Here is a 16,200-nt window from a genome sequence, read left to right on the forward strand (position 1 = left end):
GGCAATCCTTAGTTTGATTTGGGGTCGCGGTAGTGCTCGGGTTCGAACACCATGCCGACCACCGGCGCCTCGGTCGACGCCTGGCCGAGCCAGGTGGAGTACCCCAGACGATGGTCGGTGCGCGCGCGGGCGCAAGGGGCGGCGCGCGGTTTGATCAGCAGCTTGAGTTCCCAGTCGAATTCGTATCCGACAAAGGTGCGAACCCAGTCCACCAGGGTGGGCAGGTCATCGCCATGCGGCGTCAGCCGCAGGTATTGCTCCAGACTCAACGGTCCCATCACCAGGCGAAAGCGGTGCTGGCAGTCGGGAATGGACTGTCCGAGCGTGGCTTGATCGCCCAATATCGCAGCAGGCGACGGAACGCCAAGAACGCCCCGGCCGGAAATGTCCAGCGGAATCCAGTTCGGCACGAACTCTTCCACATCGACATCCACGCCAAAGTAGAACGACAGGGCGCGCGCCAAACCTTCAGGGTTGCGCGCTTCCCGCACCAGATGCGATGCCGCTGCGTAACGCGCGTGGACGGCGGGGTGCAGGCTGGCGCTGTCGCGGGGATCGTCGCCGATCAGACTGCCGATGTAGAACGTAAAGCGCTCATCGGCTGGCCGGTCGAGTGACGCGGTCGATTGTCCGGCGGCCCAGGCGCGGTAGAACAGCGACAAGGCTCTGTGGTGGAACAGGTCAGCGAAATCGGTCAGCGTGCTGTCGTGATGGCTTTCGACACGCGTATACGCTTGCTCGGTCATGTGCAGCGGCATTGGCCCCTGCGGCCCCCACATCCCCAGGCTGTACAACTGCACATTGACGTGCTTGCCGTCATGGTCGACGGACGCGATCTCGCTGGGAGCAAACACCAGGCTTGCGCGTTGGCCGATCCGGTGCGCTTCTTCGCTGGGCAAGGCGGCGGCGCCAGGCACCGGCGCATGAGCCGTCTGCGCGGCCAGCGCCCGCATCAGGCTAAGAAAGCTGCTCTTCCACGGCTGTTCCTGGTCGAACCATTCTTCCAGGGCGGGCGCCGGTCCTGCGGGTTTGGCGGGGCTGGGAAACTTGTGCATGGTCAGACGACGCTGCGGCCACCTGGCCTTGGCGACCACTTAGCCACATCTCCGCGCTGAATGGAGCGCAATGACGTCTCGGTGAATACGTTGATGGAGACGTGGCGAGCGATGTATTGCTCCAGAATCAGGCCGAACAGGTAGGGGCTGACACCAGAGAATCCGGTTTCATCCACTGTCAGGCTGCAATTGACGCCACGTCCATAGACCATCAAGGCGTGACGCGGCAGCCGGCGCACCACTCGCGTGATGCGGGAACCGACCAGAGCGTCGATCTGATTGGAAAGGTCGGTTTCACCGGCGTGCAGGAACAGCCTGAGCATGTTGCGCAGCGCCTGGCCTCCATCGCTTTCGTCCAGGTCGGCCAGCGGGATGTAGTTAAAGCTCAATTGGCGGATCAAGCGCCAGGCCGCCTCGCCGTGCGCGTAAGGTTCGCGCGGGACACTGGGCGGATGCAGCAGGGTGACTCGTTCGATCGGAACAGACTCGCGCATGGTCAGATCGTTGTATCCGTCATGGGGAATCAGCCTGGGCAGATCGCGGTTGGTCACCAGCGCGTCGACTGACAAATAGCGGATGTCTCCGCCATAAGGGGCTTCGTATTGGTCCACTAAAGACAAATAGACCTCGGTGCCGACATACTGCGTGCGCGTTCCGTACTTGCGGGCATTGTCGGACAGCATGCGTCGTTCCCGATTCACGGAAAAGTAACGCCCGTTGTTGCCCAGATCGCTGTGCAACGTGTGATACAGCGGATTGAATACCACTTCGCTCGCCGTCTTGGCTTGCTGGCCAACCACGCGCTGCACGGAAAATACTTCGTAGTCCAAGGGGCGGCTGCGGTCGGGAACCAAGTGGAATTCAGTCTTGGCTCGGTCGATCTCGACGCGATCGGCGCGCTTCTCGAACAGGTTGACGATTGGGGTGCAGAACAGCGCGAAGCGCGATGCGTTGACGTGCGTAGACAGCGACTGGGGCAGCCGGTCCAGCAACAGAATGATCTCGGCTTCTTGACAGTCGGCCGAGGCCAGTCCGCGCGCCAGCTGAGTCGCATTGAAGAAGTAGAAGCGCTGGCGGAAGGCAAAGTATTCCTGGATCAGGTTATTGCCGTGAAATCCGTTCCATCCTGTAGGCAGTTGCGCTTCGCCAGCGCTCAACCCGGCATGGGTGACCGCTTGTTTGGTGATGACGTGGCCCGTATGCTCGTCCGCGTTTGTGCCGCGCACGACTGCGGCTACGCAGCCCACATGTATCAGTTCAAACAGATGCGAGGTAATGCGCTCGTCACCGGTGATGTAGAAGCACAGCTCATCAAGTCCGCGCAATTGCGAAAACTTGATGTCGCCGGTGGTGCGAAGACGTAAGCGCAGCGCACCCTGAAGGCGCTGGCCGGCCGCCAGGTGTCTGCGCATGTCGGGGAGGTCGGGCGGTACGATCGTTAGCGAGGCATTCGAAATCTCGATAGGCCACAGCATCACATCCTGGCTGCTGCGGAATTCGCAGGCCGTCTGTTCGCCCGGGGTGATCGCCGATCGGAACACGCTGTGCCGCGGTACCTGCACGCCATTGCTGAAGTCGCCTTCGCGCGTGGCCGGATACAAGCGGGCAACGCTCATCGATGGCGTGGGTGCGACGTAGTTGGGGTAGACCACTTCCAGCAGGCGCTGCGTGAACCGGGGAAACTCCGCGTCCAGCTTCAGCTGCACTCGCGCGGCCATGAAGCAGAACGCCTCGATCATGCGTTCCACATACGGGTCGGCGACTTCAACGCCCTGCATGCCGAGCCTGCGAGCGACCTTGGGATGGGCCTCGGCGAATTCGCCGGCCAGATCCCGCAAATACGTCAGCTCGCTGTTGTAGTAGTCAAGTAGTTTTGGATCCATGTCAGAAGCCGTCCCGGCCGTCTATCGAGGCGTGCGAGGATTCCAGGTCGTACCTGCTTTGCACCAGAAACTCCAGCGGATAAGGCGACCAGTGCATAAGCGCCTTGATCTCGAGTTGAATGACGTTGTAGGTGCCGCGCCGCGACTGAGGCAGCACGCGCACCGACAAGGTCTCGGGGATCAAGCGGGGCTCGAATGTCACGATGGTGTCGCGCACCAGCTTTTCGATGGTGGCCGGACTGTGACTGGCGCGCAGCGTGCCAGACAGCGGCGGCAGCCCATAGTTCACGGCCGAACGCGCTGCCTGGGGATATCGTGCCGTGTCCAGCGCCGCACCCAGATTGCAGGTATTGAGCAGCAAGGCCAGATCGCGCTGGATCAGCCGTTGCATGCCCGCAGCATTGGGCGAATACGCGTCCGGGCGTTCATGCTTGGAGCGCGGTTCGTTATCGCGAAGGCGGTCGAATAGCGAAGGTAGGTAGCGGACTTTCGGGAACGCCTCACGCGCATTCAATGGATTGCCCCTCGAAATGCATGCTGAGCACGCTCAGCATCGCGATATCTCCGGAATCGGTAATCCAGGTCCGTTGGCCAGTGCCGATGACGGCCGTTTGGCTTTGGTCAGACCATGTCGTGACGGCGGCAAGGCTTTGCGCATCTGTCTCTTCGCGTACGAACGGATAACGCGTAGGCATGTAGGCGCTCAGTTCACTCTGATCACGCAGCGTCACCTTGCACTGGCGCCAGATCAGATCCAACGCGCCTTCCACCGGAGGAAACGACAGCTTGGCAATCCGGGAAAAGGGCACCCAGCGATAGCCGCCAGAGAACATCAGTTCGCAATGGGGGCCCAAACGCGAGTCGCTATCGCTGATCCATGCGAATTCGTTGCCGGGATTGGCGTGGCCCGCTGCATCCGGGGCCAGGTCCAGCGCCTGGCCTCTGAGCTCATCGGAACGCTCAACGTCGCCGATTGCCATGGCGCCTATGGCTTGCGCCAACTGCTTGGACCAAGGGGCGGGCTCGTCCAGCCAGCCGGGTTCCTTCAGGCCCTTCATGACTTCGCCGCGATAGGCCTCGGCACGAAGCAATTCGCGCAGCATTTGAGCCGTGCGCAAGTGTTCGGAGTTCAGGCTTGCCCAGATTTGCAGCTGTTTCAACGCACGGACCCAGTCGCCCCTGATGCACAGCAGTTGGAACAGAAGCCAGCGCAGATCAATGGACCCGGGCTGATGCTGAATTTTCCCCGTGGCCTCCTCAATGGCGCTAGCGAGCGATCGGCCATGCAGCAACTGGCGCAGCGAGTCACGCGATTCAGAGAGGGGGGCTTGGGTTTTCAACATAGTTTTCTACTGTTCAGTGCGTGGATTCGGAAAGGTCTTGCTCGAAGTGACTGTCGATAGACAAATCGTGGTGTTCGCGGCGCGCCAGCGAAGCGATATTCTTTTCTGGCAAGTGGGCGGCGGATTGCTCGGCAAGCAGACGCAGCACATCTTGGTTCGGGGTCGGAGCAAACAATTGCGATTCGTTGAATTCGTTCATGTCCCCCAAAATGCTGTCGATATCGGTCGCTTCGGGGAGCAGTCCTTCCAGCAGCATGCGCGTGGTGGGCCGGTCCGAAGCATCTTCGAACGGATCAGGCGGCGGGGGCAGGGTGCTGCTGGGCAAGCCGGGCGCGGCCGCGTGCATAGGGCGCAGCCCTTGATGCGTACCCAGAATGGCTTGATCGAACTCGGTTGCCAGCGACAGCAGCGGGTCCTGTGTCTCGTTTGGAGTCACGTCCGCTGCCGCCCCGCCGCGGCTGTGCCGGCGGTCTTCGGGCGAAAAGGCGCCGGTGTGCATTTCGATGTTGTTCAGCGCGCGCAAAGCCTCTAGCGCAGCAGCCTCGTCATCCAGCACGTGACCCGGACGGCTACCGCCCCAGGCGTCCCACTGCTGAGGCGAGTCGGCCTCCAAGACCGACAGGCGAGCCAGGCCAACCGTTATTTCGTCGCGGTCCGCCAGCGCCCAGCGTTCGCCCGGACGCATCTCAGCGCCGTTGACGCGGCACGAAAGCGTTGCGCAGGAATTCTGGACCCAGGCGCGCTGATCGTCACCCACGCCGAACAATGAATGCTCGGTGCCAGTGACGCCCAATGCGTCATAGGGAACCAGCTTTCCAGTCACCGCATGCAGGCACAGGGGCTGCTCTTGCAGGGAGTGCACGTGCATGCCTTCATACGGCTGGCCGGCATGTGCGGACAGCCATATTCCCCAAGCGATGGGCGTAGTTCTTTCTACGGTGGAATGAGTCATGGTATAGGCGCGAAACAAAGCCCCTTCCCTGGCGGGAGGGGTTTCCAGAATGCGATGGGGCCATCGTATGAAGGGGGGGGCGTGCTTGCCATCGGCGCTGTCTGATATGCAGCGCAACATTGGCATTGGCCCGCTTATGAAGAGCCGCTGACAGCCGAAAGCCGCTCAGATGAGCAGTTGCTGATCCCGTAGCGACAATCCGCAAGCGACCACTTGCTTGCGTGCTTTGTTAAGCCTGGGAAAGCCGCTTTCCAGTTCGCCATAGCTACGGTCGGAAATGGCTGCCCGTGCTGCGGCCTCCTGCACAGAGATGCTCAGGTATTCGCGCCATGCCCGCGGCAGATGCCAATGATTATTGGTAGCCTCTTCCAGCACTTCTTGGGGAATGCTGCCGTCGGCAGGTACCGTGCGTGGCGTCATTAACTCCAACTCGGCAAGCGCCGCAGTGCGGCGCGCCGCGTCAGTCAACAAGGGCTTGGCCAGCAATGCTGAAGTCGACGGGCGTGAGGGGGCAGGTGCAGTGGCTTGCGATACGGCGCCGATGGCTTGCGTCGATCCCTGTAGCAACGTCAGATATTCGTCTCTGCGCAACAAGACATAGTCCTCTTGGTTGTGGCTGATGGCCGTCAATGCGGGTGGCTGCGATTGCGCGCTGAAGAGGTCGATGATTGCTGAATGTGTTCGATCAGCACTCCGGCCTCGTCCTTCAAATAGTGAACCTCTAGCGATCCCATTACTTTCAGAACTTGCGGCAGCGCGCCACTGACTTGAGAGGATTTGAGCGACGCGTGCAGTGCCCCCAGGTTCCTGGTGGCAATCAGCACCGCACGGCGCCTGCGCGGGAGGAGGGCAAGCAGAGCCGAGGCAGCGGGGCAGCTCCAACGCACAGTTGTCGATGTCGGGGAGGGCATATTCATGTAGTTGTATGGGGGTCATGAATTTTGGCGACGCTCGTGGCGCGCCATTCGATGAGCGATAGTCTTGTTGGGACTGTAGGCTTGGAGCAACGCACCGACAATAGGACTGGTTCGAGATTCAAGCCATATCTTGAAACATGCGCAGATCAATCCGCGGCCGGCGGCTTGCCCAGCAATGCTTTTCGAATTCGCGCGACGCCGATTGCCGCGTCCACCGAATCGCTACGTCTCATGGACGCTTCCATCGCATCGAGAAAGGCCGCAATCTCCGCCCGCGTCTCCGCGCCGTTGGCCTGCTGCCTTAGCGTGAGATTCAGGGCATAGGCGACTGCAAGGATTTTTCCACGGAGGCGATTAAGAGATCGTTCTGGCATGGATTCTTCAGGCCTTATCGAAGGGACGGAAACAGACGGCCGATCTGGCGCCTGAGTCTGGGCTCAGACTTGGCCAGAGTTGGACATGACGTCCGTGTTGGCTGGAAACGCATCGCCGCGCATCAGGCGGCGTATCGATACTGCATCCGCAGTTGCGGCTATCGGTAATATGAATTTACTTCGTGGTCAGCCCTTTAAACAGCCTCTGGTTGTTGCACGAGTCAATTTGCGGCCACGGCACATCATTTTTAGAAATAAACGTCTGCATGAGACTGGGCCTATTTACTGCAAAAAAATGGGCCGTATGTCTGTATACGGCCCACGCCTTTGTGGTTGTCAGTGCCATTGCCTGGCGCCATGGGGCCAGGCAATGGCGGCGAGTCACTACCAGGTGTACTTGGCGCCCACTCGCACGGTCGTCTCGGAATAGCTCTGACTGCCCAACTGGTGCCCCACGTTGCCCCAAACGGACCAACCGCTGCTCAACTTGGCATTGACCCCTGCTTTCGCTTCGTAGCGGTTCTTGGGAAGCAGATCTCCAACCGTCACGCCGTTGAATGCAAGGGCGTTGCTTGTGTTGTCGTGCCACCAATTCAACGTCAGGTATGGCTGTATGAGTTTGCCGGAGCTGGTCTCCCAAGTGCGATGGGTGCGCACGCCCAGCCGGGACATCCAACCGTTGCGATCGTTGCCGTCCGTGATACGGGTGCCGTTCGATTCGGCAACATCGTCCTGGCCGTAGCGAACGAAGATCATCTGTGCCTGCGGCTCGACAATCCAGTCCGAATCCTGCCTGACTTTCAAGGCATAGCCGGTTTCGGCCGACAAGGTCAGCACATCGGAGTCGTAGCGCACTTGTGGCATGGAGTCGCCATGGACCGTATTTTTAAATCGGCCATACGTCGCCCAGGCGTCTGCATACCAGCCCAACTTATTCTCGTCGTTTTGATACCACGTGCCGTACGCACCCACGTTCCAGCCTTCGGTCTTGCCGCGCGCCTTCGCGCTATTTCCCGTTGCGCTTGCGTCGCTGCGGGCCTCGCCATAACCGAGCATTCCGCCAAGGTGCAATCGGGCATGCTCGCCACCGATATTCCAGCGTGCAATATCTCCGCCGCCTTGAATGAGCGAGCTGTCGCTCTTTGCGCCGAAGTCTTTGTGGCGGCTGGTTGCGTCGGCAGTCTTTGCAACGACGCGCATCCAGGCCGATCCGCGCCGCTCCTCTTGACCGTTCTGCTTGCCGGCTTGCAACCATTGCGGCTCTCCGAGCCGATCGTGCAGGCTGTGAACAAACATGCCGATGGCCTGCTGCTGGTTCGCCAGGTAGGCGGCGGTTTCGGGACGGTATAGCGGTCGCGTCACCGATACGTCAGGCTTGTCCGGGGACGCCTCGGGTGTTGATTCGACGGGCGGCTTCACTTCTTGCTCCGATCGCAAGTACCAACCTTGCTCATCCGAGTCATCTCGGCTGCCGCGGATCAAGCGGTATTCGTAGGGCCCGGCAACAACCCGATTGCGCAGCGTAAACGCACCCGCAGCCGTGATGCCGCCGTTCGCGGCTTCGACGACCTGAATTCCATTAACAAGGGTGTGAGCACCTGGGCCGCCAGTATTGGCGATTCGCAACCCCGTGTCGCCAGAGGCGGCGCCGCCGTCGACGACCAGACGGTCAGAGGGGGCGCCATCTGCGCCCAGGTAGGTGTTCAAGCCTATGTCACCGCCGTTGCCGGCGTAGTTGGCAACGGTAAGCGTCTTGTAGCTCGATGCGAGTGCAGGCACGCCGCTAGGAGCGGAAAAGCGGATCTGACTGTCGTTATTGGTCAGGTTGCTGACGTTGGAGTTTGCCGTCATCTCCCAATCCGTGCCGTTGCTCAGTATCACGTTGGATGTGGAGCCCACGGCCGTCGTTGCGGCGCCTTTGACGATAGACGCGTCCAGAGTCGCGGTCAGCACCGACGCATCAGCGACTTGGCCGTTTCCAACCGTGAGCCACCGTCCGTCATTTACCTGGGCCTTGGAATTGAGCAGACTGAGGTCTGCCGTACCGCCATCTACCGCCACTGACGCGCCTTGCGCCGCACTGAGAATGACGTTACTTAGCGTGGCCGTTCCATTGACATCGGCAGGGCCGGTCATGAAGACCGCAGCGGCGTTTGCACCGGTTGCAGTCAGGGTGCTGTCCGATATGCTGACTTGGCCGCCATTCCGAACGACGCTTGCGTGAGCATCCAGGCCAGCAGTGTCGACGCGGACATGTTGGGCCGAGAGAGTGGCTGACTGCCCAAACGCGACCAGTCCATAGGCCGATGAACCCTGGGTGGACAGGCTGACGCCGTTGATATCCATCGACGCGCGAGCGCCTGCGCCAGCGATGTCATTGCCGAGCGGAGCCGTACAGTCTGGGGAACCCGCGGTGCGCGAACACACCATGGCGCCGTGCGCCATTTCTCCCAAGGTGGTAACGCTATTTGCAGCGCTGCCGCCGTTGAACGTCAGGACGGTATCGGGCTGATTGTTATCGCCGCCGACCTGAGAGAGCAAACCAATGGCGCGGGTGCCTTTGGTCGTCACGCTACTGTCGCCGCCGATTGCAACGTTGGCTCCAAATTCAGAGACCACTCCGGCCGCTGCGATAGCGCCGAGGTGGTCGCCGGTTGTCGTGACCTGCACATTGTTCGCTTGGATGACCGAGCCAGGATCTATCGCGGTCATTCCATAACCGCGAGACCCTTCGGTGACTATGGTCGAGTTTGTAAGCGTGAGAGACCCGCCGGCAGCGGCTCTTGCGCCAGCAGCAAGGTCACCGAGCGTACTGATGGTTGCTCCGTCCGCACGCGTATCGCCGTTGGCGATGACATTGATGCCGTGTGACGACTCACCGCGCGTCCCGATGACGGTTCCCGACCCATTGGCGGATCGCGCAATAACAGCAGTGCCGCCGTTGTTCATAGCGCCAATAGCGCCTTCGCCCGTGGTCAAGACGGAGCCGCCATTGATTTCCAGCCGAGCGCCATTGGCCACGCCAGCGCCGATCGCGCGCATGCCGCTTGTCGCCACATCGGTGTTGCCCAGGTACAAGGACGCGTTCGTGTTCTCTGCCCAAACACCCGCCGAATCCGTGCCGGTCGTAGTGACCCGGCTGGCTTGCATATCGCCACTCAGCGTGATGCTTGCGCCAATATCGGCATGGACGCCTTGGGAGCCATCGCCTTGGGTCACGATATCCACGTTGGTCAACGACATTGACGAGCCGGCGCCATGGGCGAATGCCCCATGAGCGTTCGCACCCGCAGTCCGAACCTCTAATAACCTGTCGTCGCCCGTCGCAATAAGCGCGCCTGCTGTTTGCGCCCACAAACCGCTTGCTTGTGCGCCGGTGGTCGTGATGGATGTTGCGTTGCTTGATGAGTGGGCAAGGACCAGGGTTCCTCCCCCCTCTGCAATAGCGCCTACCGACGAATTTGCGCCTTCAGTCGTTCCCGTCGTTTGAACGGCGACCCCTTCTGCATTGACGCGAGAGTTGGCGCCAGAGGACTGTATTCCATACGACCCGTTGCCCGTGGTCGAAACTGTAACGTCGGTCAGGTTGATGGTGCCGGCGCCCACAGCTCTGACGCCGTTCGATCCACGGCCCGAGGTTGACACCGTGGAGTCTGTCAGCCTGATCTCGCTGCCCGCGTTGTAGGCGTCCAGGCCATAAGCGGTCGCGCCGGTGGTTGTGACAGTGGCATTATCGAAAAAAGCAGAAGCGCCCGTTTGGACAAAGACGCCGTATGCCGTCGATCCGCCTGTCGTGATCGTGATCGGACCCGAGTTCGTCACCGTGCCGCTATTGGTAGCGAGAACGGCGTGGCCGTTGGTTCCTGCTGTCGTGCCCGTTTCAATAATCGATTGCGCCGCTACGACTCCGGTTGTTCCATTGATACGTAATTGGGCGGAAGCCGCCAGGTTCGGGGCAAGGCATGAGATGCCGGCCGCAAGTAGATATCCAATCGACCGGCTTGAAGCGGATACCGACATGCCATGTGACTGGCGGTCTGATTTACTGAGTGCCGCTGCAATGTGGACGGTGCTGCGTTTGGGTATGAAGCTCATTATTTGATGAATTTGTTTCAACTCTAGGCATCTCGCGATGCATTGCGTAGACATGTAAAGAGGCCCGCTCGGGTGTTTCACCGAGCGGGCTAGGCTTTAAAAAGTTTTTTGACGTCTTTCGATCAGCGGGTACGTGCGGAAGATTACGTACCGCTCTAATTCATCGCATTCAAGAATGCGATGTCAATTCTTAAGTCGCGCCAACAAACCCCGAGCCGCAGTTCCGACTGTTCGTGGGAAAGACGCGGACGATCATGCGGATGTGGGTTGAATTCTTGCCGGGGCGCCAAGAGCGTTCAATTGGACGAGTACGAAAGCGCAACCGCTTTGACCTAACTCATCCGGAAATCTGTGCGGCCCGCTCTGTGTAAGGGTTTCGCGTAGCGCACGGGCATGGTGCGGACCCATGCCTGGGTTGCTCTGAAACCGCAGGGCTTTATCATTTAGGCAGTAGCGGCGTTGCGACCGCGATCGCGCGCTGCATTTTTTTGCCTTGATCGTAAGGAGATTTATTAGTGGTTAGATTCGCAACGACAGCATCCCTTTCTTTCCTGCCCCGCACTCATGCCGCTACCCACTGGCGGCGCCGACGGGAGAGACCTTGGCTGGCGGCCCTGTTGCTGGCAGTGATGCTGAGTTGCTTGTCTTTCGTCTGGCAAGCCCAGGCCATGGCGGCTGCGCCCTTCCAAGCGCAGCAACCAGCCGCTTCGGCTTCCGCGCTGACCCCGGCTGCGCTGGCCGACCTGCTGGACAACCCCGAGGCGCGTCAGGCGCTGGTGGATGAGCTGCGTGCGCAGGCGTCTGGAACCAAACCGGCCCCGTCGCGCTCGCCGGGCGCTGTGGATGCGACCGTGCAACCGGCGGCTCCCGGCTTGCAGGAACGCATGGCTGATGGCGTTCAGCGTTTTCTGACCGGCGTGGCCGCCGACATGGGCCAGGGCGTGGACGACATGCGCGCGCTGGCCGCGGGACGCAGCCTGCGGATGGATAGCAGCGCCGCAGGCAATGCCTTGCTGCCCCTGATGCTGGCTGCTGTGGCGACGATCATCGCCTTCCTCGTGCTGCGGATGATCGCCATGCGCATCTACACCCGAATCGACCGCTGGGTGGCCGAGCACGGCTCTGAGTTCAAAGCGCCGCCGACACGCGGCGCACCAGCCTCGATACGCGTGTTGTACCGCCGCGCAGGGGCCATCGTGGGGGCGCTGGCCATTGATGTGGGCGTGGTGCTGCTTGCCGCCATGGCGGGCGGCGCGGCAGCGCTGTGGAGTACGCCCGGCCGTGGCGCCCTGGATACGCTGGCTGCCGTGTTCTTGCAGGCTTTCGTTGCCGTTGAGATCGTGAAGGTGCTGGTTCGCACGGTGTTCGCTGTACGGCATCCCCACCTGCGTCTTTTGCCCATGTCTGACGATCTGGCCAAATATTGGAACGCCTGGCTGGTGCGCATTGTCGCGGCGTTGGGCTACGGTACGCTGCTGGTCGATCCGGTGATGTCGGCGTCGCTGTCGCCCGCGCTGGGGCGGCTGGCCAGCATGGTCATCATGCTGGCGGTGTATGTGTACGCGGTGCGCGTCATCTGGCAGAACCGCCACTCGGTGCGCGAACACCTGAACCGCCGCGCCGCTGATGCGGCGACGTTCATGGGCTCGCGGCTGCATTTTCTATCGCGTGTGTGGCATGTTCTGGGCATCGGGTACTTCACCATCCTGCTGGTGGTCAGCCAGATCGACCCGACCAACGCATTGCCCTTCATGGCGCGCGCCACCGCCCAAACCTTGGCTGTCATCGGCGTGGGCAGCCTGCTGATCCTGTTGCTCAACACCGTGTTGGCCAAGCCCATCCAATTGCCGGATGACCTGCGGCGCCGTCTGCCGCTGCTGGAGGCGCGCGTGAACGCTTACGTGCCAGCCATCTTGAAAGTGGTTGGCTGGGTCGTTCGTATTGTTGTCGTGCTGCTGATTCTGGATGCCTGGCATGCCTTTGACCTGTCGCGCTGGCTCGCTTCGGATGCGGGCGGCGCGGCCATCAAGGTGGCGTTGAATATTGGCATCGTGTTGCTGATCGCCGCGCTGGCCTGGACCGTGATTGCCAGCATCATCGAACACCGCCTGAGCCAGAGCGAAGGGCGGGGCATGCCCAGTGCGCGTGAACGCACGCTGCTCGCGCTGTTTCGCAATGCCGCGCTGATTGTCATCGTGACGATGACATTGATGGTGCTGCTGTCGCAGATAGGCATCGATGTGGGGCCGCTGATCGCTGGCGCTGGCGTGGTGGGCTTGGCCATCGGCTTTGGCGCGCAGAAGCTGGTCCAGGACATCATCACTGGCGTCTTCATCCAGCTTGAGAACGGCATGAATGAAAACGACGTGGTGCAAGTCGCGGGCGTGTTCGGCACGGTAGAGCGAATGACGATACGGTCTGTGGGTATACGCACCCTGGACGGCGGCTATCACCTGGTGCCGTTCTCATCGGTGGACGTGGTGGCCAACCACATGCGTGACTTCTCTTATCACCTGGGCGAGTACACCATTGCGCACCGCGAAAGCGTCGACGATGCCATCGACCATATGCGTGCCGCCTTCGCGGAGCTGATGACCGATACGGTGCTGGGGCCCGAGATCCTGGAAGAGATCACGGTTGCTGGTGTCACGGCGGTCAACGACCGTGGCGTGACCATCCGGATTCTGATCAAGACCACACCGGGCATGCAGTGGGCTGTTCAGCGCGGCTACAACCGCCTCCTTAAAAAGCACTTCGATGCAGCGGGTATCGAGCTGCCGTACCCGCATACGGTGGTCTATTTCGGGCAGGACAAGCGGGGGTACGCGCCTGCTGCCAATGTGGCCGTGCAGACCGAGCGGCCCGACGAGGGCGAAGATGCCCGCGCCGCAGGACACACCCGCCGCCGCTTGAAACCGGAAGCCAGCGGCGATGACTCGGCCGAGGTGCTGGGCAACGAGCTTGAAGCGCGCGAGGAATCTGATGCGGAGGCGGAGGCGCAAGCAGATAAAGATACGCGGCGCGCGTAGCGAGTAACCGGGCGGAGGGGTCATGCTGGATTTGGAAATTCCAGCATGACCACCGCGCGGACTACAGGCTGTATCGGAAATTCAATGCGAAGCGGCGCGGCGTGCCATAGAAGCTGTAGAACCATGGGTCGCCGACTGCGCTGTAATAGCGCCGGTCAAACAGATTGTCCACGGTCAGGCTGACTTCGGCCTGGCGGTTGATCTGGTATTTCGCCAGCAGGCCGACCAGCGCGTAGCTGCCTTGGCGCACGGTGTAGCCGTCGCCAGAATTGGAGATGCCGCTTTGTGCCTTCAGGTTGCCGCCGAGAGTCCAGCTTGTGTTGGGCAATCGGTAGGTGGTGTACAGCCGGAAGAGGTGGTCGGGTGTGTTGGCCGCGTAAGGCTTGCCCTTGTCCGCGCCCTTGGCATAGGCGCTGTGCACGTAGGTGTAGCCCGCGCCAAGCTGCCAACCCGGCGTGAGTTCGCCGTTGATGGTCAGGTCCACCCCTTTACTGACGACCAGGCCCGAAGCCGAGTAGCAATAACCCTTGCAGATATTGCTTTCGTCGTAGGGGATGCTCTGGTCGACCTGCGCAAGATTGGTTTGTTCCAAGCGAAACAGAGCTGCGCTCGTGTTTAGTTTGCCGCCCAGGTATTCGCCCTTGATGCCGATTTCATAGTTCTTCCCCACAACCGGGTCGACCGTGCTGCCATTGGCGTTGAGACTGTCCTGTGGTTTGAAGATGTCAGAGTAGCTGGCATAGGCCGAGTGCGCGCTGTCGATGTCATAGACCAGGCCGGCATAGGGGCTGACGATGCCATTTTCCTTCTGCGCACGGACCCCTGCATTGCGGTATTCATACCAACTCACCCGAGTTCCAAGAATGAGTTTCAGCGGGTCGGCCAGGTTCAGGCGCGCCACGCCATAGACGCCACGCTGTATGGTCTCGTTGGGTTCGGTCCAGGGGTCCAGAGGCTCGTCAGGGCGCGGTATGTCGGCGTTGAACCGGTAGACATTCATCGGTATGCCAGCGCCGTAATAGCCTCTTGATCGGGCCTTCAGTGTGGAGGCATTGAAGCCAAACACCAACTCATGCTCGCGGCCAAAAAGCGGCACAGGGCCGTTGGCATAGACGTCGTAGCTGTTCGACGAGAAATCACGCTTAAGCAATTGTTGATAAAGCCGCAGGCCGTTGCCGGTATCCGGGTTCAATGTTCCGTACAGGTAGCTTGAGGCGTTGTCCGCGTCCGCCTCGTTGTGACTGTAGCTGGCGCGCAGTTGCCAGCCGGCTGGCAGACGTTGCGTCAGATTGAGCGTGTACATCTGATATTCCTTGTCGATGCCATCGTTGGCTCCGGCAAAGAATGCCGACCGGCGCAAGTGCAGGTCACCGCCCTCGGGCGAGGTCGGTATGCCCAGGTGATTGTTGCCCTTGTTGCGTTGCCATTGGAAACTGGCACCGATCGTGGTCGATGGCGTGATGTCGGTATCGATCACGCCGTAAAAGCCTTTCTTGTCGTCATGGACGTGGTCGATGAACGAATTGCTGTCGTCCCAAAGCACCACCGCGCGTCCACGGATCTTTCCAGATTCGATCAGTGGCCCGGACACATCGCCTACCAGCCGCCGTTTGTCCCATGATCCCACCTGCGCTTCGAATTGGGCTTGGAATTGCTCGGTGGGGCGTTTGCGGACCAGATTGATGGTGCCTCCGGGTTCCCCGGCGCCAGCCAGGAGACCCGCCGCGCCTTGCAGCACCTCAACCCGATCCAGGAAGGCGCTGTCGGGCGCCGGGCTGATGTTGTTTTCGCCAATACCGATCGGGTTCATCATCCCGTCGTACTGCATCTGAAGCGCAAACCCGCGGCTGTAGAAGTTTGTGCCGTCCGCGCCCTGCGAACTCACGACCACGCTGCTGGTGCTTTGCAGCACGTCATTGACGTCGGTCAGCGCAAAGTCATCCATCTTCTGCCGAGTGACGACAGTGACGCTCTGCGGCGTTTCACGCAACGTCAGGGGCAGGCGGGTGGCGGTGGCGGTTGCGCCGGTTGTATAGGAGCCTGACCCTTCGGTAGTGCCATCGCTGGCGAATCCTGTAACGGCGACCGGAGACAAGGTGGTGATGCCCGCGCCGCTGCCGGGAAGCTGGCGCACGATATAGCTGCCATCGGCACTGCGAGTAGCGGCCAGACCCGAGCCCTCCAGCAGGCGGCTCAAGGCCGTGTCAGCGTTGAAATCGCCTTGCACGCCCGGGCTGTGCCGGCCTTCGACCAAGGCGGGCGGCGCAGCCAGTGGCACGCCGGATTCTGTGACGAACCTGGCCAGGGCGGCATCCAGAGGTCCGGCGGGAATGGCGTAGCCGCGCATTCCTGCTCCGCGAACCTCTGTCTGCGCATGCGCTGCCGGCGTCCAGACGCTGGCCAACGCGCCTGCCAGCGTCAAATGGATCAGCGTGGTGAGCAATACGGGACTGGCGGCCTGGCGAGACGCACGAGCCGCTGGGGGTGACGAGGGGCAAGACATGAGGAACTGGCTTCCTGAAGCAGGGTGGTTGATATAACGACCACCTTCG

11 protein-coding genes are annotated in these 16,200 nt (G+C 61.1%); 1 reads left to right on the forward strand and 10 read right to left on the reverse strand.

Annotated features, from left to right (window positions below; genetic code table 11):
* Positions 1-8: 8 nt before the first annotated feature.
* From tssG to RAS12_RS27265, 9 genes are all read right to left on the reverse strand, one after another.
* Positions 9-1,055 carry a type VI secretion system baseplate subunit TssG gene (tssG, locus tag RAS12_RS27225; protein ID WP_306943310.1) on the reverse strand — a complete coding sequence of 349 codons (1,047 nt, stop codon included), beginning with the start codon at positions 1,053-1,055 and terminating at the stop codon, positions 9-11.
* Positions 1,056-1,057: 2 nt separating this feature from the next.
* Positions 1,058-2,938: a type VI secretion system baseplate subunit TssF gene (gene tssF / locus RAS12_RS27230; RefSeq protein ID WP_306943311.1), complete on the reverse strand. Its 1,881-nt coding sequence runs from the start codon at positions 2,936-2,938 to the stop codon at positions 1,058-1,060.
* Between the two features lies 1 nt (position 2,939).
* Positions 2,940-3,452 (reverse strand): type VI secretion system baseplate subunit TssE, encoded by a 513-nt coding sequence (gene tssE, locus RAS12_RS27235; RefSeq protein WP_306943312.1) that lies wholly within the window; start codon positions 3,450-3,452, stop codon positions 2,940-2,942.
* Entirely contained in the window at positions 3,439-4,281 is an 843-nt protein-coding gene (locus RAS12_RS27240; RefSeq protein ID WP_306943314.1) for a type VI secretion system accessory protein TagJ, read from the reverse strand. Before RAS12_RS27240 ends, tssE begins: the two co-directional genes overlap by 14 nt.
* Before the next feature lie 13 nt (positions 4,282-4,294).
* Complete coding sequence (locus RAS12_RS27245; RefSeq protein WP_306943316.1) at positions 4,295-5,233, reverse strand: TagK domain-containing protein; 939 nt, start codon at positions 5,231-5,233, stop codon at positions 4,295-4,297.
* Between the two features lie 165 nt (positions 5,234-5,398).
* Positions 5,399-5,827: a hypothetical protein gene (locus RAS12_RS27250; RefSeq protein WP_306943317.1), complete on the reverse strand. Its 429-nt coding sequence runs from the start codon at positions 5,825-5,827 to the stop codon at positions 5,399-5,401.
* A gap of 32 nt (positions 5,828-5,859) precedes the next feature.
* Positions 5,860-6,057, reverse strand: a complete 198-nt coding sequence (locus RAS12_RS27255; protein ID WP_306943319.1) for a hypothetical protein — start codon at positions 6,055-6,057, stop codon at positions 5,860-5,862.
* 239 nt (positions 6,058-6,296) lie between these two features.
* Complete coding sequence (locus RAS12_RS27260) at positions 6,297-6,524, reverse strand: hypothetical protein (RefSeq protein WP_306943321.1); 228 nt, start codon at positions 6,522-6,524, stop codon at positions 6,297-6,299.
* Between the two features lie 384 nt (positions 6,525-6,908).
* On the reverse strand, positions 6,909-10,619 hold the full coding sequence (locus tag RAS12_RS27265; protein WP_306943323.1) for an autotransporter outer membrane beta-barrel domain-containing protein: 3,711 nt from the start codon (positions 10,617-10,619) through the stop codon (positions 6,909-6,911).
* Between the two features lie 668 nt (positions 10,620-11,287).
* Between RAS12_RS27265 and RAS12_RS27270 the strand changes: the two genes are divergently transcribed.
* Entirely contained in the window at positions 11,288-13,648 is a 2,361-nt protein-coding gene (locus tag RAS12_RS27270; RefSeq protein ID WP_371321321.1) for a mechanosensitive ion channel domain-containing protein, read from the forward strand.
* Between the two features lie 61 nt (positions 13,649-13,709).
* Here RAS12_RS27270 and RAS12_RS27275 read toward each other — a convergent pair whose 3' ends face one another.
* Positions 13,710-16,151, reverse strand: coding sequence for a TonB-dependent siderophore receptor (locus tag RAS12_RS27275; RefSeq protein WP_306943325.1), 2,442 nt, complete (start codon positions 16,149-16,151; stop codon positions 13,710-13,712).
* Positions 16,152-16,200 lie beyond the last annotated feature (49 nt).

The sequence above is a fragment of the Achromobacter seleniivolatilans genome, assembly GCF_030864005.1.
GTDB lineage: Bacteria > Pseudomonadota > Gammaproteobacteria > Burkholderiales > Burkholderiaceae_B > Achromobacter > Achromobacter seleniivolatilans.

What these genes read in the sequence shown, in the direction of transcription:
- tssG (WP_306943310.1), bottom strand. Translation starts at nt 1,055, where the DNA reads ATGCACAAGTTTCCCAGCCCCGCCAAACCCGCAGGACCGGCGCCCGCC.
- tssF (WP_306943311.1), bottom strand. Translation starts at nt 2,938, where the DNA reads ATGGATCCAAAACTACTTGACTACTACAACAGCGAGCTGACGTATTTG.
- RAS12_RS27240 (WP_306943314.1), bottom strand. Translation starts at nt 4,281, where the DNA reads ATGTTGAAAACCCAAGCCCCCCTCTCTGAATCGCGTGACTCGCTGCGC.
- RAS12_RS27245 (WP_306943316.1), bottom strand. Translation starts at nt 5,233, where the DNA reads ATGACTCATTCCACCGTAGAAAGAACTACGCCCATCGCTTGGGGAATA.
- RAS12_RS27260 (WP_306943321.1), bottom strand. Translation starts at nt 6,524, where the DNA reads ATGCCAGAACGATCTCTTAATCGCCTCCGTGGAAAAATCCTTGCAGTC.
- RAS12_RS27265 (WP_306943323.1), bottom strand. Translation starts at nt 10,619, where the DNA reads ATGAGCTTCATACCCAAACGCAGCACCGTCCACATTGCAGCGGCACTC.
- RAS12_RS27270 (WP_371321321.1), top strand. Translation starts at nt 11,288, where the DNA reads ATGGCGGCTGCGCCCTTCCAAGCGCAGCAACCAGCCGCTTCGGCTTCC.
- RAS12_RS27275 (WP_306943325.1), bottom strand. Translation starts at nt 16,151, where the DNA reads ATGTCTTGCCCCTCGTCACCCCCAGCGGCTCGTGCGTCTCGCCAGGCC.